Source organism: Klebsiella sp. BDA134-6, assembly GCF_015601345.1.
GTDB classification, from domain to species: Bacteria; Pseudomonadota; Gammaproteobacteria; order Enterobacterales; family Enterobacteriaceae; genus Klebsiella; species Klebsiella grimontii.
The window spans coordinates 2,176,722-2,199,735 of record NZ_CP064784.1 but is presented as its reverse complement, the minus strand read 5'-3'; the positions used below and the strand labels follow the sequence as shown (position 1 = coordinate 2,199,735).

General features: G+C 57.3%; 22 protein-coding genes. 10 read left to right on the top strand and 12 right to left on the bottom strand.

Annotated features, from left to right (window positions below; all coding sequences use genetic code 11):
• The first annotated feature begins 54 nt into the window (after window positions 1–54).
• Window positions 55–1,143, top strand: coding sequence for a tartrate dehydrogenase (locus IYV58_RS09985; RefSeq protein ID WP_049115835.1), 1,089 nt, complete (start codon window positions 55–57; stop codon window positions 1,141–1,143).
• Between the two features lie 477 nt (window positions 1,144–1,620).
• On the opposite strand, the gene ptsP is transcribed toward IYV58_RS09985, so the two are convergent.
• Window positions 1,621–4,122 carry a phosphoenolpyruvate--protein phosphotransferase gene (ptsP, locus tag IYV58_RS09980; RefSeq protein WP_195729553.1) on the bottom strand — a complete coding sequence of 834 codons (2,502 nt, stop codon included), beginning with the start codon at window positions 4,120–4,122 and terminating at the stop codon, window positions 1,621–1,623.
• 308 nt (window positions 4,123–4,430) lie between these two features.
• Between ptsP and IYV58_RS09975 the strand changes: the two genes are divergently transcribed.
• From IYV58_RS09975 to IYV58_RS09955, 5 genes are read left to right on the top strand one after another with little or no spacing between them, the layout of a single operon-like run.
• Window positions 4,431–5,507 (top strand): PTS fructose transporter subunit EIIC, encoded by a 1,077-nt coding sequence (locus tag IYV58_RS09975; RefSeq protein ID WP_004131253.1) that lies wholly within the window; start codon window positions 4,431–4,433, stop codon window positions 5,505–5,507.
• Between the two features lie 20 nt (window positions 5,508–5,527).
• Window positions 5,528–5,848: a PTS fructose-like transporter subunit IIB gene (locus tag IYV58_RS09970; protein ID WP_123828275.1), complete on the top strand. Its 321-nt coding sequence runs from the start codon at window positions 5,528–5,530 to the stop codon at window positions 5,846–5,848.
• A 51-nt stretch (window positions 5,849–5,899) separates the two neighbouring features.
• On the top strand, window positions 5,900–8,197 hold the full coding sequence (locus IYV58_RS09965; protein ID WP_195729552.1) for a formate C-acetyltransferase: 2,298 nt from the start codon (window positions 5,900–5,902) through the stop codon (window positions 8,195–8,197).
• Window positions 8,163–9,038 carry a [formate-C-acetyltransferase]-activating enzyme gene (locus tag IYV58_RS09960; protein ID WP_004131248.1) on the top strand — a complete coding sequence of 292 codons (876 nt, stop codon included), beginning with the start codon at window positions 8,163–8,165 and terminating at the stop codon, window positions 9,036–9,038. The genes IYV58_RS09965 and IYV58_RS09960 overlap by 35 nt, the downstream gene beginning before the upstream one ends.
• Window positions 9,039–9,053: 15 nt before the next feature.
• Window positions 9,054–9,395 (top strand): PTS fructose-like transporter subunit IIB, encoded by a 342-nt coding sequence (locus IYV58_RS09955; protein WP_004131246.1) that lies wholly within the window; start codon window positions 9,054–9,056, stop codon window positions 9,393–9,395.
• A gap of 241 nt (window positions 9,396–9,636) precedes the next feature.
• Here the strand turns inward: IYV58_RS09955 and IYV58_RS09950 are convergent, their stop codons facing one another.
• Window positions 9,637–10,404, bottom strand: coding sequence for a phytanoyl-CoA dioxygenase family protein (locus IYV58_RS09950; protein ID WP_004131245.1), 768 nt, complete (start codon window positions 10,402–10,404; stop codon window positions 9,637–9,639).
• A 252-nt stretch (window positions 10,405–10,656) separates the two neighbouring features.
• On the opposite strand from IYV58_RS09950, the gene IYV58_RS09945 reads away from it, so the two are divergent.
• A complete protein-coding gene (locus tag IYV58_RS09945) occupies window positions 10,657–11,490 on the top strand; it encodes a helix-turn-helix transcriptional regulator (protein ID WP_195729551.1) in 834 nt (277 codons plus the stop codon).
• A gap of 1 nt (window position 11,491) precedes the next feature.
• On the opposite strand, the gene IYV58_RS09940 is transcribed toward IYV58_RS09945, so the two are convergent.
• The 3 genes from IYV58_RS09940 to IYV58_RS09930 form a co-directional block, all read right to left on the bottom strand.
• The gene (locus IYV58_RS09940; RefSeq protein WP_004131242.1) at window positions 11,492–12,394 is read right to left on the bottom strand and encodes a GGDEF domain-containing protein; all 903 of its coding nucleotides are present in this window, start codon (window positions 12,392–12,394) and stop codon (window positions 11,492–11,494) included.
• A 366-nt stretch (window positions 12,395–12,760) separates the two neighbouring features.
• Complete coding sequence (locus IYV58_RS09935) at window positions 12,761–13,075, bottom strand: hypothetical protein (RefSeq protein ID WP_004131241.1); 315 nt, start codon at window positions 13,073–13,075, stop codon at window positions 12,761–12,763.
• Between the two features lie 33 nt (window positions 13,076–13,108).
• Window positions 13,109–13,507 carry a MerR family transcriptional regulator gene (locus tag IYV58_RS09930; protein ID WP_004849730.1) on the bottom strand — a complete coding sequence of 133 codons (399 nt, stop codon included), beginning with the start codon at window positions 13,505–13,507 and terminating at the stop codon, window positions 13,109–13,111.
• Between the two features lie 83 nt (window positions 13,508–13,590).
• Between IYV58_RS09930 and IYV58_RS09925 the strand changes: the two genes are divergently transcribed.
• Entirely contained in the window at window positions 13,591–14,070 is a 480-nt protein-coding gene (locus tag IYV58_RS09925) for a DUF2938 family protein (protein WP_195729696.1), read from the top strand.
• A 103-nt stretch (window positions 14,071–14,173) separates the two neighbouring features.
• Here IYV58_RS09925 and IYV58_RS09920 read toward each other — a convergent pair whose 3' ends face one another.
• Window positions 14,174–14,470: a chorismate mutase gene (locus IYV58_RS09920; RefSeq protein ID WP_004131235.1), complete on the bottom strand. Its 297-nt coding sequence runs from the start codon at window positions 14,468–14,470 to the stop codon at window positions 14,174–14,176.
• Window positions 14,471–14,652: 182 nt separating this feature from the next.
• Window positions 14,653–15,201: a helix-turn-helix transcriptional regulator gene (locus tag IYV58_RS09915; RefSeq protein WP_004131234.1), complete on the bottom strand. Its 549-nt coding sequence runs from the start codon at window positions 15,199–15,201 to the stop codon at window positions 14,653–14,655.
• A 692-nt stretch (window positions 15,202–15,893) separates the two neighbouring features.
• Between IYV58_RS09915 and IYV58_RS09910 the strand changes: the two genes are divergently transcribed.
• Both IYV58_RS09910 and IYV58_RS09905 read left to right on the top strand, forming a co-directional pair.
• Window positions 15,894–16,595 (top strand): oligogalacturonate-specific porin KdgM family protein, encoded by a 702-nt coding sequence (locus tag IYV58_RS09910; RefSeq protein ID WP_004131233.1) that lies wholly within the window; start codon window positions 15,894–15,896, stop codon window positions 16,593–16,595.
• A gap of 68 nt (window positions 16,596–16,663) precedes the next feature.
• Window positions 16,664–18,373, top strand: coding sequence for a pectate lyase (locus IYV58_RS09905; protein WP_004131232.1), 1,710 nt, complete (start codon window positions 16,664–16,666; stop codon window positions 18,371–18,373).
• Window positions 18,374–18,453: 80 nt separating this feature from the next.
• Here the strand turns inward: IYV58_RS09905 and hpxK are convergent, their stop codons facing one another.
• From hpxK to IYV58_RS09880, 5 genes are read right to left on the bottom strand one after another with little or no spacing between them, the layout of a single operon-like run.
• On the bottom strand, window positions 18,454–19,716 hold the full coding sequence (hpxK, locus tag IYV58_RS09900) for an allantoate amidohydrolase (protein ID WP_195729550.1): 1,263 nt from the start codon (window positions 19,714–19,716) through the stop codon (window positions 18,454–18,456).
• Window positions 19,713–20,954 carry a pyridoxal-phosphate-dependent aminotransferase family protein gene (locus IYV58_RS09895; RefSeq protein ID WP_139529392.1) on the bottom strand — a complete coding sequence of 414 codons (1,242 nt, stop codon included), beginning with the start codon at window positions 20,952–20,954 and terminating at the stop codon, window positions 19,713–19,715. Before IYV58_RS09895 ends, hpxK begins: the two co-directional genes overlap by 4 nt.
• A 10-nt stretch (window positions 20,955–20,964) precedes the next feature.
• A complete protein-coding gene (locus IYV58_RS09890; RefSeq protein ID WP_004131222.1) occupies window positions 20,965–21,705 on the bottom strand; it encodes an amino acid ABC transporter ATP-binding protein in 741 nt (246 codons plus the stop codon).
• Window positions 21,686–22,342, bottom strand: coding sequence for an amino acid ABC transporter permease (locus tag IYV58_RS09885; RefSeq protein ID WP_004871411.1), 657 nt, complete (start codon window positions 22,340–22,342; stop codon window positions 21,686–21,688). The genes IYV58_RS09890 and IYV58_RS09885 overlap by 20 nt, the downstream gene beginning before the upstream one ends.
• Window positions 22,342–23,007 (bottom strand): amino acid ABC transporter permease, encoded by a 666-nt coding sequence (locus IYV58_RS09880; protein WP_004131218.1) that lies wholly within the window; start codon window positions 23,005–23,007, stop codon window positions 22,342–22,344. The genes IYV58_RS09885 and IYV58_RS09880 overlap by 1 nt, the downstream gene beginning before the upstream one ends.
• Window positions 23,008–23,014: the final 7 nt, after the last annotated feature.

Genomic DNA, 23,014 nt, shown 5'->3' with positions numbered 1-23,014 from the left:
CAATTATAGGATAGAGATGAAGTCAATTTCCCTTACCTGAAACTGAGAACAATGATGAATAAAACCTTACGTATTGCCGCCATCCCCGGCGATGGCATCGGTAAAGAAGTGCTGCCGGAAGGCGTCCGTGTGCTGCAGGCCGCCGCCGAACGCTGGGGGCTGGCGTTAAGCTTCGAGTATTTTGAGTGGGCCAGCTGCGACTATTACGCGCAACACGGCGCCATGATGCCCGACGACTGGCGCGCGCAGCTGCAAACATTTGATGCGATCTACTTCGGCGCGGTCGGCTGGCCGGATATCGTGCCGGATCACATCTCCCTGTGGGGCTCGCTGCTGAAGTTCCGTCGCGAATTTGACCAGTACGTCAACCTGCGTCCGGTGCGCCTGTTCCCCGGCGTCCCCTGCCCGCTGGCGGGTAAACAGCCCGGCGATATCGATTTTTACGTGGTGCGCGAGAATACCGAAGGGGAATACTCCGCCCTCGGCGGGCATGTGAATCCGGGTACCGAACATGAAGTGGTAATTCAGGAGTCGGTATTTACCCGCCGCGGCGTTGACCGTATTCTGCGCTACGCCTTTGAATTAGCGCAAAGCCGCCCGCGCAAAACCCTGACCTCGGCGACCAAATCTAACGGTCTGGCCATCAGCATGCCCTTTTGGGACCAGCGCGTTGAAGCGATGGCGCAGGAATACCCTGAGGTGAAATGGGATAAGCAGCATATTGATATTCTGTGCGCCCGCTTCGTGCTGCAGCCGGAGCGTTTTGACGTGGTGGTCGGCTCTAATCTGTTCGGCGATATCCTCTCCGATCTCGGCCCGGCCTGTACCGGCACCATCGGCATTGCCCCATCGGCAAACCTCAATCCGGACCGTACCTTTCCGTCGCTGTTTGAAGCGGTGCACGGTTCGGCGCCGGATATCTACGGCAAAAATATCGCCAACCCGATTGCCACCATCTGGGCCGGCGCGATGATGCTCGACTTCCTCGGCAACGGGGACGCGCGCTACCAGGCCGCCCACGACGGTATTCTGGCGGCGATTGAGCAGACCATTGCCAGCGGACCGAAGACGCCGGATATGCAAGGCAGCGCCTCCACCCAGCAGGTGGGCGAGGCGATTTGTCGGGCGATTGCCGGGCAGTAGATCGCCCAGACGGGCGCGGCAGCGCCGCCTCCGGGACGATGTTCGTGCAGCTACGATATGCCTCTGAAACAACGTGATATGCAGCGATGCCCTGGTGCCTGCTGAAATCGGCGAACCGGAGGTCGGAAGACAAGGGCTGGCCGCCAGGGATGGCGGCCAGAGGCGAATCGAGACAGCGATGTCGAGTTGGGCCGACCGCGGGCTGAGGACCGGGAGGTGAGCGCAGTGCGCAGCACCGATTTCTTTGCGGGACCGCGGGGATTGTAAAGGGGAAGACGGTTTTCTCCCCCTTTACCCGTTCACCTACCACGGTGAGACATTTTCTGCGGGATAGCGGTGAACGGAACCCCTGCACGCTTTCCCGGAGGCGGCGCTTGACGCGCCTGTCCGGGCTACTCCCCACTACCGTTTCGCAAACGGCTGGAAACCCGTAGCCCCGGTAAGCGCAGCGCCACCGGGGAGATGCTCCGGACCGAATTACAACTCCAGTTCGCGCTGCAGCAGCGCCGCGATCGCCTCGCTGCTCTGCGCCGTCACCAGCGATTGCCGGAACTCCGCATGCATAATGCGCCGCGCCAGCCGCGAGAAAATACGCATATGCTGATCGCCCGCCGAATGTTTGTTCAGCGTCAGCATAATTACAAACTGCGCCTCGTCGTCGCCCCACGCTACCGGCTGCGCCAGACGGGCGACGCTGATGGTCGACTGCTCGATATGCTCCGATTTACTGTGCGGAATAGCGAAGCTAAACCCTAACCCGGTGGAAAACACCGCTTCGCGGGCCCACAGATCCGCTTCCAGCTTACGCGGATAGCGGCAGCGACCGGCCAGCAGCAGATTGTCGGTCATGCCCTTAATCACCTCCTCTTTACTGCGCCAGTCGCTGTTCAGCGTAATGCACTGAGGGGTAATCAGCGGCGCGTCCTGCTGGGTCATACGGAACTGGGCCAGCAGGTGCTCGACCTCCAGCGAAGTACGGCACTGCATCGCCTGGTTAAGCAGCTGACGGCAGGCGCGGCTGTCAAGCTGCGCCAGACGCGACTTGGTCGCGGGGATCGACGGCGCGCTCATGCTCAGCTCATCCAGCCCCAGCCCTACCAGCAGCGGCAGCACGGAACCTTTAGCCCCGAGTTCACCGCACAGGCCGATCCATTTACCCTGGCGATGCACCGCCTGAACCGCGTAATCCAGCGCGCGCAAAAAGGCCGGATTGAGGCTGTTGTAGTGGCGCGTCACCTTGGCGTTATCGCGATCCACCGCCAGCAGATACTGGGTCAAATCATTGCTGCCGATACTAAAGAAATCAATCTCTTCGCAGCACTGGTCGATGATAAACATCACCGACGGCACCTCGAGCATAATGCCCAGCGGGATCTTTTCATCGAACGGAATATGTTCGCTGCGCAGCGACTGCTTTGCATCCGCCAACTGCTCCTTCACCCACAGAATCTCCTCCATCGAGGAAATCATCGGGATCATGATTTTCAGCGCGCCGTGCGCCGAAGCGCGTAGAATCGCCCGCAGCTGGGTGCGGAACAGCGCCTGATACTCTGCGTAAATACGTACCGCCCGGTAGCCGAGAAACGGGTTGTTCTCCGCCGGAATGTTGAGGTAGGCCACCGGCTTGTCGCCGCCGATATCCATGGTGCGGATGATAATGCTGCGCCCGTTGGCCGGCTCCAGCGCCTGGCAAAATATGTTGTAGAGCTCGTTTTCCGACGGCGCGCTGGGCCTGTCCATATAGAGCATTTCGGTGCGGAACAGGCCTACCGACTGTGCGCCGTTGTTAAAGGCCGCCGTCGCCTCTACCGAATGGGCGATATTCGCCGCCACTTCCAGACGAATACCGTCTTCCGTACGCCCCTCTTTATCCAGCCAGGCCTGCTGCTGGCGGCGGATCTGCGCCTGCACCCAGGCCTCCTGCTGATAGTAACGCGCCACCGCTTCATCAGGATTCACCACCACCAGCCCGGCGTTACCGTCAATCTGCACTCGCCGATCGACCCACGGCAGCAGCGCCTCCATATCGACACCCACCAGGGTGGGAATATTGAACGAACGCGCGAGAATCACCGTATGTGAAGTTGTGCCCCCACTGCGCAGCAGCAGGCCTTTCAGCAGGGTTTTATCCAGCTCAAGGAACTGGCTGGGAGTGAGCTCATCGGCGAGGCAGATGGCCTCTTCCGTCAGCTTACCCGGCGCCGGAAAGCGCGCTTCGCCGTAGATATGCTGCAGCAGCTGGAAGCAGACATCGCGGACGTCCAGCACGCGCTCCTGCAAATAGTCGTTGCCGGAAGCGCTGAACTGGGCGCAAAAATGCTCCCCGGTGGCGACCACCGCCTCGGCGCAGCTCAGGCCGCTCAGCAGCCCGCCCAGCAGATGCTGGCGCAGCGAGGCGTCGGTGGCCAGGGAGCGATGCGCTTCCAGGATCGCGCTGGCGGTGCCGTCGTTATCCAGCAGGCGAAACTCAATGTTTTTTACCAGCAGGGTCAGCCCTTTATCGAGCGCCGCCTGCTCCTGTTCGGTGCCGCCCGCCGCCGGTAGCGCGCCTAAATCGCGCAGATCGAGGGACTTAAGATGGGTAAGCCTGCCGCCCGCGCTGCCGGCGCAGACCGGTAAGGCGTGAAACAGCGTGGGATTAAGGCGCGAGAGGGATTCAGGAACCGGCTGAACGTCCATTTGTTCCACCGTCGGCAGCGGCGCATCGCAGTGCGGAAATTCGTCGCGGATAAACGCCGACAGCGCGGTGAACGCCTGTTCTTCGTCTTCCCCGCTGACGATCAGCTCACAGCGGTCCCCCTTTAAGGTATTAGTGCCGATAATCGCCAGCGCGCTTTTCGCGTTCCCGCGCCCTTCCGTGCGGATATTTAACCATTCGACCGAAGACGAAAAAGTATTGCACAGCGTTTCGACCAGGCTTGCCGGGCGCGCATGTACGCCGTTGGGCAAATCACATATGAATTCAATTACCAGAGCCATCGCCTTCCTCCTGAATAATGCGTATTAGCCAAAAGGTAAAGAAAGAAGTCGCCCGCCACTACGCGATAAAAGTGGTAATTACTGGATAATTGTATGCCAGACTCTTTTTTATGCTCGTGGTCACAAATCCCCCCATTAACGTCGTCAGAAAGCCGCCAGGACTAAGATTTGAGGTGGATCGCAATTTTCTTTTCGTCTTACAAATATCCAGTAAATGCACTTTTTCTCTACTATTTTATGCGCCGCCCTTTTTCTAATGTTGAGACATCAACTCAGTCACGGGCCACGCAGCGCTCAGGAGAAAAATAATGAATGAACTGGTGCAAATATTAAAAAATACACGCCAGCACCTCATGACCGGGGTTTCACATATGATCCCGTTTGTCGTGTCCGGTGGGATCTTGCTGGCAGTCTCCGTCATGTTGTACGGCAAGGGCGCGGTGCCCGATGCCGCCACTGACCCTAACCTGAAAAAACTGTTTGATATCGGCGTGGCCGGACTGACGCTGATGGTGCCGTTTCTGGCAGCCTATATCGGCTACTCCATTTCCGACCGCGCGGCGCTGGCCCCCTGCGCCATCGGCGCCTGGGTCGGCAACAGCTTCGGCGCCGGCTTCTTCGGCGCGCTGATTGCCGGGATCATCGGCGGGCTGGTGGTCTACTACCTGAAGAAGATCCCGGTGCACAAAGTGCTGCGCTCGGTGATGCCCATCTTCGTTATTCCGATTATCGGCACTTTTATTACCGCCGGGATCATGATGTGGGGCCTCGGTGAGCCGATTGGCGCGCTCACCGCCAGCCTGACCGGCTGGCTGCAGGGCATGCGCGAAGGCAGTATCGTGATTCTCGCCATCATTATGGGCCTGATGCTGGCCTTCGACATGGGCGGTCCGGTGAATAAAGTCGCCTACGCCTTCATGCTGATTTGCGTTTCCCAGGGCGTCTACAGCGTGGTGGCCATCGCCGCCGTCGGCATCGCCGTGCCGCCGCTGGGCATGGGCCTGGCAACGCTGATTGGACGTAAATACTTCTCCGCGGAAGAGCGTGAAACCGGTAAGGCCGCGCTGGTGATGGGCTGCGTAGGCGTGACCGAAGGCGCGATCCCCTTCGCCGCCGCCGATCCGCTGCGCGTTATCCCGGCCAACATGATTGGCGCCGCTGCTGGCTGCGTGACCGCCGCGCTGCTCGGCGCCCAGTGCTATGCCGGCTGGGGCGGGCTTATCGTTTTGCCGGTCGTTGAAGGAAAAGGCGGATTTATTGCCGGCCTCGCGGTTGGCGCCATCGTCAGCGCCGCCTGCGTCATCCTGCTCAAGGCCCTGGCGAAAAAGAAAACGTCTGACGCCAAAGCCGATGACGAGATGGATCTTGATTTCGAAATTAACTGAGACACTGGAAGGAATATTGTATGACTAAAATTATCGCCGTTACCGCTTGCCCGTCTGGCGTCGCCCACACCTATATGGCCGCCGAATCCCTGGAGAGCGCCGCTAAAGCTAAAGGCTGGCAGGTCAAAGTAGAAACTCAGGGCTCCATCGGCATCGAAAACGAGCTGACCCCGGAAGACGTCGCCAGCGCCGATATGGTGATTCTGACCAAAGATATTGGCATCAAGTTCGAAGAGCGTTTTGCCGGTAAAACCATCGTGCGCGTCAACATCAGCGACGCCGTGAAGCGCGCCGAAGCCATTATGAACAAAATCGACAGCCACCTTTCACAAAATGCCTGACTGAATACACGGGGCGCGGCCTGCGCCCCGCAAAATAACATGGAGTTTGTCATGACCAATCGCACTCAACGCTTAAAAGATCGTCTGTTCGCCAACCCGCGCGAAATCTCCCTCGAGCGGGCCCTGCTCTACACCGCCAGCCATAAACAGACCGAGGGGGAGCCCGTGATGATCCGCCGGGCGAAAGCGACCGCATGGGTTCTCGACCATGTGCAGATTTCGATTCGTGATGATGAACTGATTGCCGGTAACCGCACGATCAAACCGCGCGCCGGGATTATGTCGCCGGAGATGGATCCCTACTGGCTGCTTAAGGAGCTGGACCAGTTCCCGACCCGCCCACAGGACCGCTTCACCATCAGCGAAGAAGACAAGCGCATCTACCGCGAAGAGCTGTTCCCCTACTGGGAGAATCGCTCAATGAAGGACTTCATCAACAGCCAGATGACCGATGAAGTGAAGGCCGCCGTCAGCACACAGATTTTTAGCGTTAACCAAACCGACAAAGGCCAGGGGCATATCATTATCGACTACCCCCGCCTGCTGGAAAACGGCCTCGCCGCGCTGGTGGCAGAGCTTAAGGCGCTAAATAAGCAGCACCCGCAGAACAGTTTTTATCAGGCGGTGCAGATCCAGCTGGAAGCCTCCCAGCGCCATATTCTGCGCTATGCGGCGCTTGCCGATGACATGGCCGCCGGCTGCGTCGACGTTCAGCGGCGCAAAGAGCTGGAGACCATCGCGGAAATTTCCCGCCATAACGCGTTGCACCGGCCGGAAGATTTCTGGCAGGCCTGCCAGCTCTTCTGGTATATGAACATCATTTTGCAGTATGAATCCAACGCCAGCTCCATTTCACTGGGGCGCTTTGACCAGTACATGCTGCCGTACTATCAGGCTTCATTAAATCGCGGCCAGGATCCGCAGTTTCTTCAGGAGCTGCTGGAGTCGCTGTGGGTGAAGTGCAACGATATCGTCCTGCTGCGCTCCACCAGCAGCGCGCGCTACTTTGCAGGCTTCCCAACCGGCTATACCGCCCTGCTCGGCGGTCTGACCGAGACTGGGCGCAGCGCGGTCAATATCCTGTCGTTTTTATCCCTCGACGCCTACCAGAACGTGCGCCTGCCGCAGCCGAACCTCGGCGTGCGGGTCAACGAGCTGATCGACCGTCCGTTCCTGCGCAAAACCGCCGAAACCATTCGCCTCGGTACCGGTATTCCGCAAATCTTTAATGATGAAGTGGTGATCCCGGCGTTTCTCAACCGCGGCGTCTCGCTGGAAGACGCGCGGGATTACTCGGTGGTCGGCTGCGTTGAGCTGTCGATCCCGGGGCGCACCTACGGCCTGCACGATATCGCCATGTTTAACCTGCTGAAGGTGATGGAAATCGTGATGCTGGAAAACGAAAGCAATCCTGATATCACCTGGGATGGGCTGATTAACCAAATCCGCGACAAGATTCGCTATTACATTAAGCTGATGGTCGAAGGCAGCAATATTTGCGATATCGGCCACCGCGACTGGGCGCCGGTTCCCCTGCTCTCTTCCTTTATTGAAGACTGCGTGCAGCACGGCCGGGATATCACCGAAGGCGGCGCGCGTTATAACTTCTCCGGGGTGCAGGGCATCGGCATCGCCAATCTCAGCGACTCGCTGCACGCGCTCAAAGGGATGGTGTTTGAGCAAAAACGACTGAGCTTCGCCGAACTGATCGCGGTGCTGAAAGCCAACTTCCAGACGCCGGAAGGCGAAAAGATCCGCGCGCGCCTGATCAACCGCTTCGAGAAATACGGCAACGATATCGATGAAGTGGATAACATCAGCGCCGATCTGCTGCGCTTCTACTGCAAAGAGGTTGAGCGTTACCAGAACCCGCGCGGCGGTCATTTCACGCCGGGCTCCTATACCGTCTCCGCCCACGTACCGCTAGGGTCGGTGGTTGGCGCGACGCCGGACGGACGCCTGGCCGGGGAGCAGCTGGCGGACGGCGGGCTGTCGCCGATGCTTGGCCAGGACGTGCAGGGACCGACCGCGGTGCTCAAGTCGGTCAGCAAGCTGGATAACTTTCTGCTCTCCAACGGGACGCTGCTGAACGTCAAATTCACCCCGGCGACCCTTGCCGGCGACAGCGGCCTCAACAAGCTGGCCGACTTTCTGCAGGCCTTCACCAAGCTGAAGCTACAGCATATTCAGTTCAACGTGGTCAACGCCGACACCCTGCGCGAAGCCCAGCAGCGGCCGCAGGACTTCGCCGGTCTGGTGGTGCGCGTCGCCGGCTATAGCGCCTTTTTTGTCGAGCTGTCGCAGGAGATTCAGGATGACATTATCCGCCGCACCGCGCATCAGCTGTGAGGTGATGGAAACGCGCGCCGATAAGGCGCGCATTTTTAACATCCAGCGCTACTCTTTGAATGACGGTCAGGGAATCCGTACCGTCGTGTTTTTTAAAGGCTGCCCGCACACCTGCCCGTGGTGCGCCAATCCGGAATCGATCTCGCCGAAAATTCAGACCGTGCGCCGGGAGAGCAAGTGCCTGCGCTGCTCCCGCTGCCAGCAGGACGTGGTCGAGTGTCCCTCCGGGGCGTGGGAGCAGATTGGCCGCGACGTCACCCTGGATAATCTGCTTAAAGAGGTGCTGAAGGATGAAGTCTTCTTCCGCGCCTCCGGCGGCGGCGTTACCCTGTCGGGCGGCGAGGTACTGATGCAGGCCGAGTTTGCCGCGCGTTTTCTGCGCCGCCTGCGCGAATGGGGAGTGAGAACGGCGATTGAAACGGCGGGCGATAGCGCCTTTAGCCGTTTTTTTCCGCTGGCGCAGGCGTGCGACGAAGTGCTGTTTGATCTGAAAATCATGGATGAAGCGCTGGCCCGAGAGCAGCTGCGGATGAATATGCCACGGGTGCTGGACAACTTCGCCCGTCTGGTGGAAGCGCATATTCACGTGATACCCCGAGTGCCGCTGATTCCGGGGTTCACGCTGAATGACGCGAATTTCCGTCAGATTCTGGCGTTTTTGGCCCCCTTTAAGCTGCCCGAAATTCATCTTCTGCCGTTCCATCAGTACGGCGAACCCAAATATCACTTACTGGGAAAAACATGGTCGATGTCGATGATTAAAGCTCCTGCGGAATCTGAGATTCAACCATTCAAGACGCTGGCCGAACAGGCCGGTTTTAGCGTGACCATCGGCGGATAACGCCTGGAGGATGCTATGGATTTCAATATCGTTGCCGTCACGGCCTGCGTCAGCGGCGTCGCTCACACCTATATGGCGGCCGAGCGGCTGGAAAAAGTCGGCCACCAGGAGAAATGGAATATCAAAATAGAAACCCAGGGCGCGTTGGGGGTGGAGAACAAAATCACGGCTGACGATATTGCCCACGTCGATGTCGTTCTGCTGGTGACGGATATTGAAATTGACGATGCCCAGCGTTTTAACGGCATCCGCACCATTAAGACCAGCATTAAAACCTTTCTGCTGCAGCCGCAGCAGATTGTCGAGGCGGTGAAATGCATTATGAAAAAACCGGTTGTTTATATCGAGCTCCCCTGAGGGCGTCGGTGATTTTGTCGCCCGGACAAAGCACTTGCGCCGCGGCCCGGGGAAATAGCACTGCGCCCGCTCAGGCCTCCCCCGGTCGCGCTGCGCTTACCAGGGCTACAGGTTCACCGCCGTTTGCCGTTTTGTAGCCCGGGCAAGGCGCTTGCGCCGCGGCCCGGGGAAATAGCACTGCGCCCGCTCAGGCCTCCCCCCGTCGCGCTGCGCTTACCGGAGCTATAATTCCATGCGATTTTTACGCCACCCCCAGCAGCCATTTCTGCGCGGGCGTCAGGCGGCTGGCGGTTTCAGGCGTCAGCCAGCGTTGCTGATCCTGCTGCGCGGTATCCGCTCTGTCGATATATAAACCGTGCAGCACGCGCCTTCTGCTGCCAACGCGGTTGCGCGTCCCGCCGTGCCAGGCGTGGGCGTTATAAATCATCACGCTACCCGCCGGCGCGGCGAACACTACCTCATCAGGATGCGCCAGCTCTGGATCGTCCAGCACCTCTTCCGGCAACTCCGGGCGAAGATGGGTACCGGGAATAATGCGCGGCGCGCCGTTTTCCGCACTCAGGTCATCGATAGCCCAGATGGTATTCACCAGATGCACTTTCGGAAAATCGGGACGCGGCTTTTTCCAGTCCGCATGCAGCGGCTGATGGCCGCCGTTAAACAACGCTTCCCGCGCGTTCAGGCTGGAGACTTTAAAATCCCCCTGAAAAACATGCCGACAGGCGGAGAGAATCAGCGGGTGGGACCAGACCTTTTCCCAAATCGCGCCTTTGTTAATCAGGTTGGCGATGCGGGTTGCCGTCGCTTCCTGGTGGTGCTCCATCGCCAGATTATCGCCCTCCCTCTCGACGATGGCGTCGATAAGCGTACGCATCGCCGCCAGCCACTCCGCGTCCGCCACGTTATGCACGACGGTGTAGCCCAGGGTATCCAGCTCCTGTTTCATTGTCGGGCTCAACGTAACGTTCGCCCCCAGCGCATCCAGATAAACCGCAGATTGTTGTTCCATATTTATATTCCTTAACTTATCGATAACACAAAACAAACTCTAATCTGCGGCGGGCGGGAATACATGAGGCCAAAACTACGAAAAACTGGACAAGCGTACGCGGCAGGGAAAAGTGTGATGGCCATCAAAATCCAGCTTTTTCCCCCTTCCTGCAGGGCCATCATTAGTGAAGTCGCCTGATACAGAACAAACCCGTATAGATAAAATAGATTATAATCAACAGGATAATTGCTCTCTTCTAAGGCATACGGAATGATTGACGATCTGGCGGATATTTTAAATCGTTTAGTAAATCAGAAAGATAATCTGCACGTCAGGTTCCCCGACCCGGATATCTCCGAGCCCGCGCTGGCGTTTAAGGTGCCCTTTCCACGGCTGGAAATTGTGCTCGAGGGTGAGCTTAAGGAGAGCGGGCTTCCGCTGTCGGAGACGATGCTCTCCGCCTCGCAGGTACTCTACGTTCAGGCGGGTAAATGGACGCTGCCGGAATGGACCGCGCCGGCGTCGACGTTAAGCATTCTGTTTGGCCGCCAGAAGCTCGGGTTTTGCGTTCAACACTGGGACGGCAGGCAGCTGCGCACGGAAAAGCAGAATGTCGCCCGCCTGGGGCCGCGCGTGGGCTCCTACCTGCTGCTGTCGCTCAATGAAATCTGCCTGCAGGCGGACCCAGTCACCGCCAGGCTGGTGGTCGCGGCCCTGTTGAGCCACTGCCTTGAGCAGCTGGTCGGGCTGGAGATGCGCGTCAGCCGCAGCCGCGATCTCTTTCTGGCGGTACAGGATTATCTCGAAGAGCATCTCAGCCAGCCGCTGACCCGCGAGTCGGTGGCGAAGCGCTTTCATATTACGCCCAACTACCTGTCGCATATATTCCAGAAATCCGGCTCCGTCGGTTTTAATGAATTCCTCACCAGCGTGCGCCTGGAAAAAGCGAAAAAGCTGCTGCGCGGTTACGACCTCAAGGTCAAAGAGATCGCCCACAACTGCGGGTTCGTCGACAGCAACTATTTCTGCCGGGTGTTTAAACGCTATACCGAGCGCTCGCCGTCCGAATATCGCCGCCACTGCCGCAGCGCGCAGCAGGGATAGTTCACACGGCCCATTCAACCCGCCCGCGGCCATTATTTTTTGCTTTATAGAGCGCGTCATCAACCTTTTTAATAAACTGATTCTGCGGCTCGTCTTGATGCCGCAGGCCAACGCCAATGCTAATCGACAGCGGGTTGTCGTGGTTAATCAGGATTGCCCGGGCGTTTTGCAGAATAGAGTGCGCCAGTTCATCCACTTCCTGCGCCGACAGGCCATCAACGATAATGGCAAACTCTTCGCCGCCAATCCTCGATGGCAGCACCTTATCGCTGGTGAGTTTTGCCAGCTGTTTGCCGAGGGCAAACAGCACTTCGTCCCCCACCAGATGGCCGTAGGTGTCATTAATTTTCTTAAAGTAGTCGATATCAACAATCATTAGCGCCTGCGTATTCCCCGCCTTTTCGCGGACGGTGTCGATAAAGAAACGGCGGTTTGGTAGTTGAGTCAGCTCATCCTTAAGCGATTGAGAACGCGCGTCGACGTACAGAAGATTGATGCGCTCGATGATTTTGTAGACCCCGACCGCGCTCAGCAGCATGCCGGTCAGACGCAGCAGATCTTCACAGTAGTATCCCATCCAGCGCGGCTGGCGGAAGATTTCGTCCATCAGATCGAACGTGCCTCCGGCAATCCATAGCAGCAGCCCGTAGCGTACCCAGTTGACCGCCACGTGGTTCATGCGCACCTTGGTTGAGCTCCAGAGCATAAACAGCAGAAAAAGCAGCGCCAGAAGATCGATATACATACCGGGATTAGACAAAATCACGCGCCACGGCCCCAGCGGCGGCGAGACGAACGCGCACAGGCCCGTTACGGCGGCGATCGCCAGCAGCGCCGGAAAGATATGGGTTCGGGAAATAGAAGACGAGGGTTGAATATGGATGTTTTTTTCGCGTTCGGCCATGGTCAGGTCTCTTTACAGCGCGGCTTGCCAGGGTGTTAGCATAACAGCGGAAAGCGTTTGCGCGAACTGTAAAGGCGCGATGCCTGACGATGCGCAGCAGCGAGCAGAAGAGAGTGGCCTGACCCCGCGGAATGTTCCAACCTACTACCAATCCATGGCGACGAAGTCAGTGGCGCGAATAATAAAGAGTTAACGCTACGAGGATGTGGCAATCGGTGCTGGGGGAAAGGCCTTTTCTGGACTCCGGGAGCGGTCTTCCATTTTTAGCCCGATGGCCGATGCTGAAGGGGCGGACTCCGCTATGCAAATAAGGCAGTGCTGACGCAGTTTATAACGCTCTGGTCCGCCGCAGACTCAGCCTCAAGGCTATCTCGAACTATCAGCTTCAACGTAAACGCTGACGTTCAGTCTCTTCGCCTCCATGGTTATTATCTTCCGGGCAAGGGCCCTGTCGCCGCCGTGCACCCGATCTATCAGCGCCTGGACGATTGTCATCATAAGAAAGTGCTGATTAGCCGGAGAGAAATCGGTCATATCAATCCCGCAATCCGCCAGCTGCTGGTGCGCATCGCGCTCTGTCTGAGTAATAAGGTCAGTCACTTGCTCTTTCATTTGTTCGACGCGCGCAAAAACCACGCGATTAATGATTTCGATTTGCTCAGGTGTAAAATTTTTGTCCATTATTATGCTCTCATCACAGTCTGAAGTAATTAATCAGCCAACCAGCCTCAACCCTTTCGCCACCACTCTTTTGAACTCTTCACAATGCCTATGCTCCGGCTGCGTGCAGCGCGCTGCGTGCTTTAGCCCGCGGCTTAACAGCTGCAGCTTGCGCACGGTAGCATCAATCTCTTTCGCACGCTGGAGGAGCAGCCCCCGGTCAATCGTGACCCCGGCTTGCGAACCAAACATCGCGGCGAGTTCATCCAGCGTAAACCCTGCCGCCTGCCCCAGCGCAATGAGCTGCAGCTTATTGAGCACATTTTCATGGTATTGCCTTCGCAAACCATTACGACCAACAGGCTGAATTAATCCCTTTTTTTCGTAATAACGCAATGCTGAGGGTGTAACGCCGGAGAGGTCGGCAATTTGTCGGATATCCAGCGCTTTCATCATTGACTTAAACCTCGCTTTAAGTTGCACACTGGCTACCAGCCTGTCATTGATTGGAAAAGGAGTACACCCTGGATACGATTATTGTTGTTAAAACTGTCATAACGGGTATTGGCGCGACGCTGATCATGGATTTGTGGTCATGGTGTCAAAAATACATCCTCAAGATACCGCCGCTGAACTATGCCCTGGTCGGTCGCTGGATATTATGGCTAGCCAGAAGAAAGCTCTGCCATCGCACCATCATCTCAACGCCGGAAATGGCTGGGGAGAGGCTTACCGGCTGGGTATTTCACTACCTGACCGGGATCGCTTTTGCTTTTGTCCCTCTGCTACTGAGCGGCGCCGTCTGGCTGGACGCCCCCTCGCTTACATTAGGCCTGCTGGCAGGCGGGTTAACCTTATTTGCGCCGTTCATCATTCTTCAGCCCGCATTGGGCTTTGGCATCGCGGCGTCGCAAACACCTCGCCCATCGCTGGCTCGCTTGCTCAGCGTGCTCACGCATCTGGCCTGGGGATTCGGACTCTATATCGCGGCTCTGGCAATCAGAGCGTGGGAATAATGGCTTAACAGACCACCGGGGGTCAGAGTGAGGCTAACTGCCCCCTTCGCGGTACGGGAATATTGCGCGGCTCGCTTACCCGACCAACCGTTAGCAACCCATATCACCTGTTTTGCCGCTGTAGCTGATTATGCTGCTCAAGCTCATACTCAATAAAGGCGTCTATCATGGACCGATACACTTTCTCAATAATCACTTCGGGCAACCCTGCCGCAGCCGCCTTCTCGCGAACCCGATCAATAACCTGCTGCACGCGTTCTGGCGCGCGTACGGCTGCGTGGTCTGTTTTAAATGCGGCGGCGGCCTGAACACACTCAGCGCGCTGAGCAATCAGGCTCACCAGTTCGCTATCAATCGAATCGATCTGACTTCTGACATCGGCAAGGGTGGAAAACGTCATTATTTGAACCTCAAAACTAGTACGTGGGTTCATAATGATATAGTAAATTTCGCCCGATTCCACGCCTGGCGTCTATTCAGGCAGCGTTGGCCAGCTTTTCTTCAAGGCCGATGCCGGCGGCGCGCTGCAGCGGTGACCTTTCGTTTTTATCCGCGGACGCGCGTATTTGTTAGTGATAGAGCTTAGCCGGACAGCGGTGGTCGCTGGGTACGCATAGCCGCATAGAGGGAACAGAGCTCCTGCAGGCTGTTGGTCCCCATACGCTTCATCAGCCGGGTACGCTGGACGCTGACCGTGGACGGACTGACCCCGCGGATACGGGCAATATCATCCAGAGAATGGCCGCGTAAACTGAGCCTCATGATCTGTTGCTCGGCGTGGGTAAAATTAAACGTATCGGGCAGATAAGCAACGCTTTGGTTCTGGGCCGAAAACAGGCCCATCACTTTTAACGCCTGACGCAGTTCTTCAACCGTCAACCTCTCTGACAAACAGAGCTTTAGCAGGCCTGGAAACAGCCGGTTAATGGCCTCAAAATGGCGCTCAGAGGTGATGAAGATGGCGTAGTGCTCCGGCGGATGGCGAAAGAACAAAGCATAAATCTCCTGGATATCCATCCCGCAGGTGACATACACACAGTTGCTTAACCCTGCATCCGCGCCATCGCTCAGTTCCTGCAATAGAGTCTCTACGCCAGAAATAAATACACGATCCTTTCCATGAATAGTCATCTTGAAGTCCCGAGGTTACTGTCTTTTATTATCCTTCCATATGGATACTTTTCTGAGAGTGTTATGTCGTCAGTCTGGCAGATCAATAGCGCAATCTTTTCCGTTTAGCTTTCGTTTAGGTTAAAGGAATCGGAAGTATTGACTTCGGTTTAACCATTGAAACTATCAGAGTATTTTTAAGTTTTAACAAAATGAGCATTTAAAAATATAGGAATACGATTACCGCCAGTTCAAATAAAGCCTTAAATTCAGGTATAAAAAAGCGTCAAAAAACCACAAAATAATATGTAACTCCATGATAAAAATGAAAAATACATAATTAGGATTATCTTTATAAATAACATAAAAAATATTTATTCTCTCTTTTTAATATTCAGATCTCGATCTCAAAACATCATTTCATTTTGTGTAAAAGTTATTTTCAATAAAATTACAAACAGTGTGAGTTAGTCATCATCAGGGAATAAAGAATAATGTGTGGTGAATCCCCCTAAGCGGCGGGGTCATGCTGAATGGAGGAATACCCTCATCTACGTTTCGTTTTTATTGACGAATCAGGAAGTCAGCGCCTGATTCACCGGGAGGCACCCGGCACCACACCACCATCTAATAATTTAATGTGTATCGTTCTGCCTGCTTTACGGCAGGTAATTTCTTGTACCTTTGGAAAATATAAAAAGTAGAGGCACCCTATGTTTCGCTCATTATTATTAGTCACGATTCCTTTTATCAGTATTGCTGCCCACGCGGTGACGTTTGATTATCGTCATGAAACCAATGACAAAGCCGGCAATAATCATAAAGACAGACTGTTGATGTCGCACCGTTTTGCTAATGGTTTTGGCTTGTCGCTGGAAGGGAAATGGAAAGGTTCGCAGGATAAAAATAAAGCCTATGATGAAACCGTCAGTAACGGCACCGAAGTGGTGGCGAGCTATGTGCATAAAATAAATAAAACCTTTCAGATAGAGCCTGGCTTCTCTCTGGATACCAGTTCGTCTTCAAACAACTACCGCCCTTATCTGCGCGGCAAAGCCAACCTGACGGATGACCTCAGCGCCTCACTGCGCTACCGCCCTTACTACAAGCGTAATTCAGGCAATATCGGTACATCTAAAGATACCTCGGAGAACGGTTATAATCTGACCAGCGTTATTTCCTGGAAATTCCTCAAAGATTATCAGCTCGATTATGAACTGGACTATAAAAAAGCCAACTCCGCCGGGGTTATTTTAGCGGATAACGAAAGCTACGACTGGACCCATGATTTTAAGCTGACCTATAAATTCGATAAAAACTGGTCCCCTTATATGGCCATCGGCAACGTTTCCGGCAGTAAAGCCACCGATGAACGCCAAACGCGTTATCGCGTTGGTGTGAAATACTCCTTCTGATAACTTCCTGTCAGCCAGATAATAAATAAGGGTTTCATTAAACCCTTATTTTCATTAAGAGGAAAATAATGAAGATTGCAAAAATCACCCTGGCATTGGGCGCACTGAGTCTCTTCTCGCTGAGTGCTGGCGCCCAGGAGAACGCGCGGCTGAGCAGCGTAAAGCAGTTCGCCGACGTCGTGCTGGATAAAGCGGGAGATCGGTACGGCCATCACTCTCCTCTGCTGGCAAACGGCGTGGATCCTCGCACCGGCAAGCAAATGGAGTGGGTTTTTCCGGACGGTAAAGTTACCGTACTGTCGAACTTCTCCGCCCAGCAAAATTTGATGCGGGTGCTGGTAGGGTTAAGCAACCTGACCGGCGAAGCAAAATATAAGCAGCGGGTCGCGGAGAATATTCGCTACTACTTTGACCACTATCAGGACGCCAGCGGGCTGCTGCTGTGGGGAGGGCATCGCTTTGTTGATTTGAAAACGCTGCAACCTCAAGGCCCAAGCGAAAAGGAGATGGTCCATGAACTTAAAAACGCGTACCCCTATTACGACATGATGTTTGCCGTCGATGACAAGGCCACCGCGCGCTTTATCAAAGCGTTCTGGAATGCCCATGTTTACGACTGGAAAACGCTGGAAACCAGCCGTCATGGGGAGTACGGCAAAGCGATGGGCGCGCTCTGGCAAAGTGATTTTGAGCAACAGCCGCCGTTTTTCGCCACCAAAGGCCTGAGCTTTCTCAATGCCGGCAACGACCTTATCTACTCCGCATCGCTGCTCTATAAATACGATGGCGACGCAGGCGCGTTGACGTGGGCGAAGCGTCTGGCCGAACAGTATGTACTGCCGCGAGATAAGAAAACCGGACTGGGCGTCTACCAGTTTACCCAACCGCTAAAACGCGCCGACACCACCGATGATAGCGACACGCACTCGAAATACGGCGACCGTGCGCAGCGTCAGTTTGGTCCCGAACTGGGCCCGGACGCGCTGGAAGGCAATATGCTGCTGAAGGGCCGGACCAGCACGCTCTACTCAGAAAATGCGCTGATGCAGCTTGCCCTGGCCAAATCGCTGGGCACAGCCGGCGACGATCTCAAAAAATGGACCCTTGATGGCCTCAAGGCCTTCGCGACCTACGCTTACGATGAGCAGAACAATACCTTCCGCCCTCTGCTGGCCAACGGCACGGACCTCTCCGGCTATGTGTTAAAACGCGACGGCTATTACGGTAAAAAAGGCACGGTGCTGAAAGCCTATCCGGCAGGAAATGAATTTCTTCTCTCCTACGCTCGCGCCTGGACGCTTGAACCGGATCATGCCATCTGGAAAGTCGCCCGCGGTATCGCCAAAGGCCAGGGACTGGGTGATATTGGCGAACCTGGCGGCGCGAACCGCAGGCTGAACAGCCAAACGGAGAATCATCAGCCGTATGCGATTTTCGCGCTTATCGACCTGTGGCAGGCCACCGGGCAGCAGGACTATTTGATGCTGGCGGATCGGATCAGCGCTAACATCATCAAAAACCAGCGCATCAACGGCTTTTTTGTCGATGATCCTGAGGCCGAATATGCCAGTATCGATAGTATCGCCCCCTATGCGCTTCTCGCCCTGGAAGCCGCCTTCCGCAACACCCCAGAAGCGGTGGCGCCGTTCCTGAACGGCGCGGGATTCACCGAGGGTGCTTATCGACTGGCTGACGGAACGGTTCGCTACTCCACCCGCGATGACGAGCTATTCCGCCTTAAACCCGGTGAACAGCTCAAACCGAACGGCAAAAAATAAAACGGTCCCCCACCGCCACCGGTGGGGGACCGTTCCGCGACGGGACAGCTCCACTTACACAGCGCCGGACCGCCCGGCGCTTACTTCCCGACATCCAGCGCCGACACCGCGCGCGAATAGGCGTCTATCGCCAGCGCCACATCGTCGGCGGTGACCGACTCGGCGGGATGATGGCTGATGCCGCCTTTGCAGCGCACAAATAGCATCGCTGATGGCCAGCGTTCGGCAATGGCGATGGCGTCATGCCCGGCGCCGCTCGGCTGCGTTAGCGAACGCCCCTGCACCGCCTGCACCGCTTCGCTCAATACCTGCTGCAATCCGCTTTCGCAGGCGGTAGCGGCAATCCGGTAAAACTCTTCGGCGCTGAACCGCAGCTGGCGACGGGAGGCAATGACCTGCGCCTCCATCAGCAGCGTATCCAGCAGCGCATCCAGCGGCTGGTCGTTCGGCCCGCGAATGTCGAGGGTCAGCGTCACTTCGCCGGGAATGACGTTAACCGCGCCGGGCGCGCAGCGCAGCGTCCCCACCGTGGCGACCAGGTTTCCGCCCTGTTCGCGGGTCAGCGTCTCTATCAGCACCATCCACTCGGCGGCCGCGGCCAACGCATCTTTCCGATGGCTCATCGGTACGGTCCCGGCGTGTCCCGCCTCGCCGGTAAAGCGGCAGTTCAGGCGACGCGCGCCGTTAATCGCTTCCACTACGCCTAAGGCCAGTCCTTCCTGCTCCAGGCACGGCCCCTGCTCGATATGCAGTTCCAGATACGCGGCGATCTCCTCCTGGCTGCGGGCGGCCAGGTGAATGCGCGCCGGATCCAGCCCGGCCAGCACCATCGCCTGCGCCACGCTGACGCCATCTGCATCGGTCTGCGCCAGCCAGCTCTCGGGCCAGGTGCCGGTCAGCCCGCGGCTGCCGAGCAGCGTAATACCGAAACGCGTCCCTTCTTCATCGCAAAAGCCGACAATCTCGATCGCCTTTTTCAGCCTACGCCCCTGTCGATGCAGGCTGTCCACCACCTCGATCGCCGTCAGGACGCCGAGCATACCGTCATAGCGCCCGGCGTTGCGCACCGTATCAAGGTGCGACCCCAGCAGGATGGCGGGCGCCCCCTCCTGCTCTCCCTCGTAGCGCCCGCAAATATTGCCGACGCTGTCCTGCCAGACGGTCATCCCGGCCTGGGTCATCCACAGCGCCGCCCGCTGGTTTGCCGCAAGATGCTGAGGAGAGAGATAAACCCGGGTCAGGGCATCCGGCGTTTCGCTGATCGCCGCCAGCTCGTCGGCGCGGGCCATCACTCGCGCCGCGGCCTGCTGCATATCCGCCTGCTGGCGTTGTGTTTGACTCATTGCGCGCGCTCGCTGCGATAGTGGTCCCACGCGGCCTGCATCGCGGCGCCCTGGATGGTCGGGAATTTGAGGTAGTTCAGCACCGACTCCAGGGCGCTGAGCGTAGTCATCACGCAATCTTTCCGCGCGTTATAACCCATGGTGCCGATCCGCCACACCTTGCCGTGCAGCGGGCCAAATGAGGTACCGATTTCAATGCCGAAATCTTCCAGCATCAGCTTGCGCGCCTGGTCGCCGTTGATGCCCTGCGGGATGACGACGCCAAGCACGTTGTTCATCTTGTGTTTCAGATCGCCGAAGGTCTCCAGCCCCATCGCCTGGATGCCTTTAACCAGCGCATCGCCGTGCAGCTTATGCCGGGCAATGCCGTTATCCAGCCCCTCCTGGAGGATCAGGCGGGCGCATTCCCGGGCGCCGAACAGCGCGGTAGTGGCCTCGGTATGGTGGTTAAGGCGCTCCGGCCCCCAGTAGTCCATCACCATGCCGAGATCGAAATAGTTGGAGTAGATCATCTCCTCGTCGCCGTCGCGGTGGGCATCGGTGCGGATCCCCTCTTCCACGCATTTGCGGCGGCGAATCGCCTCTTCCATGCGCGCGCTGAGGGTAATCGGCGAGGTGCCGGACGGGCCGCCAAGGCATTTTTGCATCCCAGCCGAGACCGCATCCAGTCCCCAGGCGTCGGTTTCCAGCGGGTTGCCGCCCAGCGAGGCGGTGGCGTCGGTGTAAAACAGGACGTCATAGCGGCGGCAGATCTCCCCCAGCTCCGCCAGCGGCTGCAGCATGGTGGTCGAGGTATCGCCCTGCACCGTTAGCAGCAGACGCGGACGAATACGTTTGATGGCATCTTCCACCTGGTCCGGGGTGAACACTTCGCCCCACGGCACTTCAATGGTATGCACTTCCGCCCGGCAGCGGCGGGCGATTTCGCACAGCAGATGGCCGAAGCGGCCAAATACCGGTACCAGCACCTTGTCGCCCGGCCGAATAGCCGAAACCAGGATCGCCTCAATCCCGGCCCTTGAGGTTCCATCCACCAGCATCGTCCAGCGGTTTTCGGTACGAAATACGCCGCGGTACAGCGCCATCACTTCGTTCATATAGTGGGTCATCGCCGGGTCGTACTGGCCGATCAGCTGGCTCGACATGGCGCGCAGCACGCGCGGGTCGGCGTTAATCGGGCCGGGCCCCATCAGCAGGCGCGACGGTGGGTTGAGTTGCGAAAACTGGGAGATATCCATCTTTAAGTCCTTATTGATTGAGGCCGCGCACGGAGGAAATAAACTGCTTCAGTTCGCTGGTTTGCGGGTTGGCGAACAGCGTTTTGCTGTCGCCCTGCTCCCAGACGCGTCCCTGATGCATAAATACGACGCGGTCGCCCACTTCGCGGGCAAAATTCATTTCATGGGTCACGAGAATCAGCGTCATGCCCTCCGCCGCCAGCTGCTCCAGCACCTTGAGCACTTCGCCCACCAGCTCCGGATCCAGCGCCGAGGTGATCTCGTCGCAGAGTAAAACTTTTGGCGACATCGCCAGCGCGCGGGCAATCGCCACGCGCTGCTGCTGGCCGCCGGAGAGACTGGACGGGTAGTAATCGAGCCGGTCGCCCAATCCGACCTTTTCCAGCATCCGCTGGGCCAGTTCACGGCACTCGGCGGCGCTCTTCTTCAGCACCCGACGCGGCGCCAGCATCACGTTTTCCAGCGCCGTCATATGCGGGAACAGATTAAAGTTCTGGAACACCATGCCGATAGAGCGGCTGATCTCACGCGCCTGCGAGTCGCGGTCGGTAATGGTCATCCCGCCGAGCTTAATGCTGCCTTCCTGATAGCCTTCCAGCCCGTTGATGCAGCGCAGCAGCGTGCTTTTTCCGGACCCGCTGCGGCCGATAATCGAGATAACTTCGCCCATATCGATATCCAGATCGACGCCCTTGAGCACGTGGTTATCGCCGTAATACTTCTGCATCTGATTAATGGTGATGAGAGGCATTGAATTTGTTCTCCAGATAACGGCTGTAGCGGGACAGCGGATAACACAGAATGAAATAGCCCAGCGCCACCAGCGCAAAGACTTTAAACGGCTGATAGGTGACGTTGGTCAGCATGGTGCCCGCTTTGGTCAGCTCGACGAAGCCGATAATCGACGCCAGCGCCGTGCCCTTGATAACCTGCACAGCGAACCCCACCGTCGGGGCGATGGCGATCCGCAGCGCCTGTGGCGCGACGACGCGATACAGCGTCTGGCCAAAGCTCAGCCCCAGACAACGCGAGGCTTCCCACTGCCCCTTTGGCAGGGCGCGAATGCTGCCGAACCAGATATCGAGCAAAAAAGCGCTGGTGTACAGCGTCAGCGCCAGCGAGGCCGCGGTCCACGCCGAAACGTCGATGCCGAAAAGCGCCACGCCGAAAAAGGCGAGGAACAGCTGCATCAGCAGCGGCGTCCCCTGAAACAGTTCGATATAGCCGCGGATCAGGCGTTTTACCTGGCGCCCGCCGGTCATGCGCAGCAGCAGGAGCGGCAGAGTCACCAACGCGCCGCCGAGAAACGCCACCAGCGACAGCAGCACCGTCCAGCGCCCGGCCAGCAGCAGATTGCGGACAATGTCCCAATCGGTAAAGGTGGTCATCATGCCTGTACCCCCAGCCATTTACGTCCCGCCGCCAGCAGCAGCTGACGCATCGTTATCGATAGCGCTAAATAAATCCCTGTCGTCACCAGATAGACCTCAAAACTGAGGAAGGTGCGCGACTGAATCAGGTTGGCGGCAAAGGTCAACTCTTCATAAGAGACCTGCGACACCACCGACGAACCGAGCATGACGATGATGCACTGGCTCACCAGCGCCGGATAAATGCGCTGTAGCGCGGGCGGCAGAATGACCTGAATGAAGGTCTGCGCCCGGGTCAGCCCCAGCACGCGCCCCGCCTCCCACTGCCCTTTCGGCGTCACCTGAATACCGGCGCGCACGATCTCAGTACTGTAGGCCCCGAGGTTCACCACCATCGCCAGCAGCGCGGCCTCGCCCGCCGTCATCTTCAGCCCCAGATTCGGTAAGCCGAAGACGATAAAAAACAGCTGTACCACAAACGGCGTGTTGCGAATCAGTTCGACATACCCGCCCCATATCCGGCTGAACCACGTCGGACGTCCGCTGCGAACGGCGGCGCCGAAAATGCCAATCGTCAGGCCGCCTATGGTCGCCAGCACGGTCAGCTGAATGGTCACCCACAGCCCCGCCAGCAGCTCCGGCCAGTGCGGCCAGAGCTCAGAGAAATGAAGTTGCTCCGTCATGCCCGAA

Excerpts from the sequence above, each read along its gene's own strand:
- IYV58_RS09970 (WP_123828275.1), top strand. The coding sequence starts at position 5,528 with ATGACTAAAATTATCGCCGTTACCGCTTGCCCGTCTGGCGTCGCCCAC.
- IYV58_RS09950 (WP_004131245.1), bottom strand. The coding sequence starts at position 10,404 with ATGGAACAACAATCTGCGGTTTATCTGGATGCGCTGGGGGCGAACGTT.
- IYV58_RS09885 (WP_004871411.1), bottom strand. The coding sequence starts at position 22,342 with ATGACCACCTTTACCGATTGGGACATTGTCCGCAATCTGCTGCTGGCC.
- IYV58_RS09910 (WP_004131233.1), top strand. The coding sequence starts at position 15,894 with ATGTTTCGCTCATTATTATTAGTCACGATTCCTTTTATCAGTATTGCT.
- IYV58_RS09935 (WP_004131241.1), bottom strand. The coding sequence starts at position 13,075 with ATGGACAAAAATTTTACACCTGAGCAAATCGAAATCATTAATCGCGTG.
- IYV58_RS09985 (WP_049115835.1), top strand. The coding sequence starts at position 55 with ATGAATAAAACCTTACGTATTGCCGCCATCCCCGGCGATGGCATCGGT.
- IYV58_RS09940 (WP_004131242.1), bottom strand. The coding sequence starts at position 12,394 with ATGGCCGAACGCGAAAAAAACATCCATATTCAACCCTCGTCTTCTATT.
- IYV58_RS09880 (WP_004131218.1), bottom strand. The coding sequence starts at position 23,007 with ATGACGGAGCAACTTCATTTCTCTGAGCTCTGGCCGCACTGGCCGGAG.
- IYV58_RS09945 (WP_195729551.1), top strand. The coding sequence starts at position 10,657 with ATGATTGACGATCTGGCGGATATTTTAAATCGTTTAGTAAATCAGAAA.
- IYV58_RS09930 (WP_004849730.1), bottom strand. The coding sequence starts at position 13,507 with ATGAAAGCGCTGGATATCCGACAAATTGCCGACCTCTCCGGCGTTACA.
- IYV58_RS09920 (WP_004131235.1), bottom strand. The coding sequence starts at position 14,470 with ATGACGTTTTCCACCCTTGCCGATGTCAGAAGTCAGATCGATTCGATT.
- IYV58_RS09915 (WP_004131234.1), bottom strand. The coding sequence starts at position 15,201 with ATGACTATTCATGGAAAGGATCGTGTATTTATTTCTGGCGTAGAGACT.
- IYV58_RS09975 (WP_004131253.1), top strand. The coding sequence starts at position 4,431 with ATGAATGAACTGGTGCAAATATTAAAAAATACACGCCAGCACCTCATG.
- ptsP (WP_195729553.1), bottom strand. The coding sequence starts at position 4,122 with ATGGCTCTGGTAATTGAATTCATATGTGATTTGCCCAACGGCGTACAT.
- IYV58_RS09895 (WP_139529392.1), bottom strand. The coding sequence starts at position 20,954 with ATGGATATCTCCCAGTTTTCGCAACTCAACCCACCGTCGCGCCTGCTG.
- IYV58_RS09890 (WP_004131222.1), bottom strand. The coding sequence starts at position 21,705 with ATGCCTCTCATCACCATTAATCAGATGCAGAAGTATTACGGCGATAAC.
- IYV58_RS09905 (WP_004131232.1), top strand. The coding sequence starts at position 16,664 with ATGAAGATTGCAAAAATCACCCTGGCATTGGGCGCACTGAGTCTCTTC.
- IYV58_RS09960 (WP_004131248.1), top strand. The coding sequence starts at position 8,163 with ATGACATTATCCGCCGCACCGCGCATCAGCTGTGAGGTGATGGAAACG.
- hpxK (WP_195729550.1), bottom strand. The coding sequence starts at position 19,716 with ATGAGTCAAACACAACGCCAGCAGGCGGATATGCAGCAGGCCGCGGCG.
- IYV58_RS09965 (WP_195729552.1), top strand. The coding sequence starts at position 5,900 with ATGACCAATCGCACTCAACGCTTAAAAGATCGTCTGTTCGCCAACCCG.
- IYV58_RS09955 (WP_004131246.1), top strand. The coding sequence starts at position 9,054 with ATGGATTTCAATATCGTTGCCGTCACGGCCTGCGTCAGCGGCGTCGCT.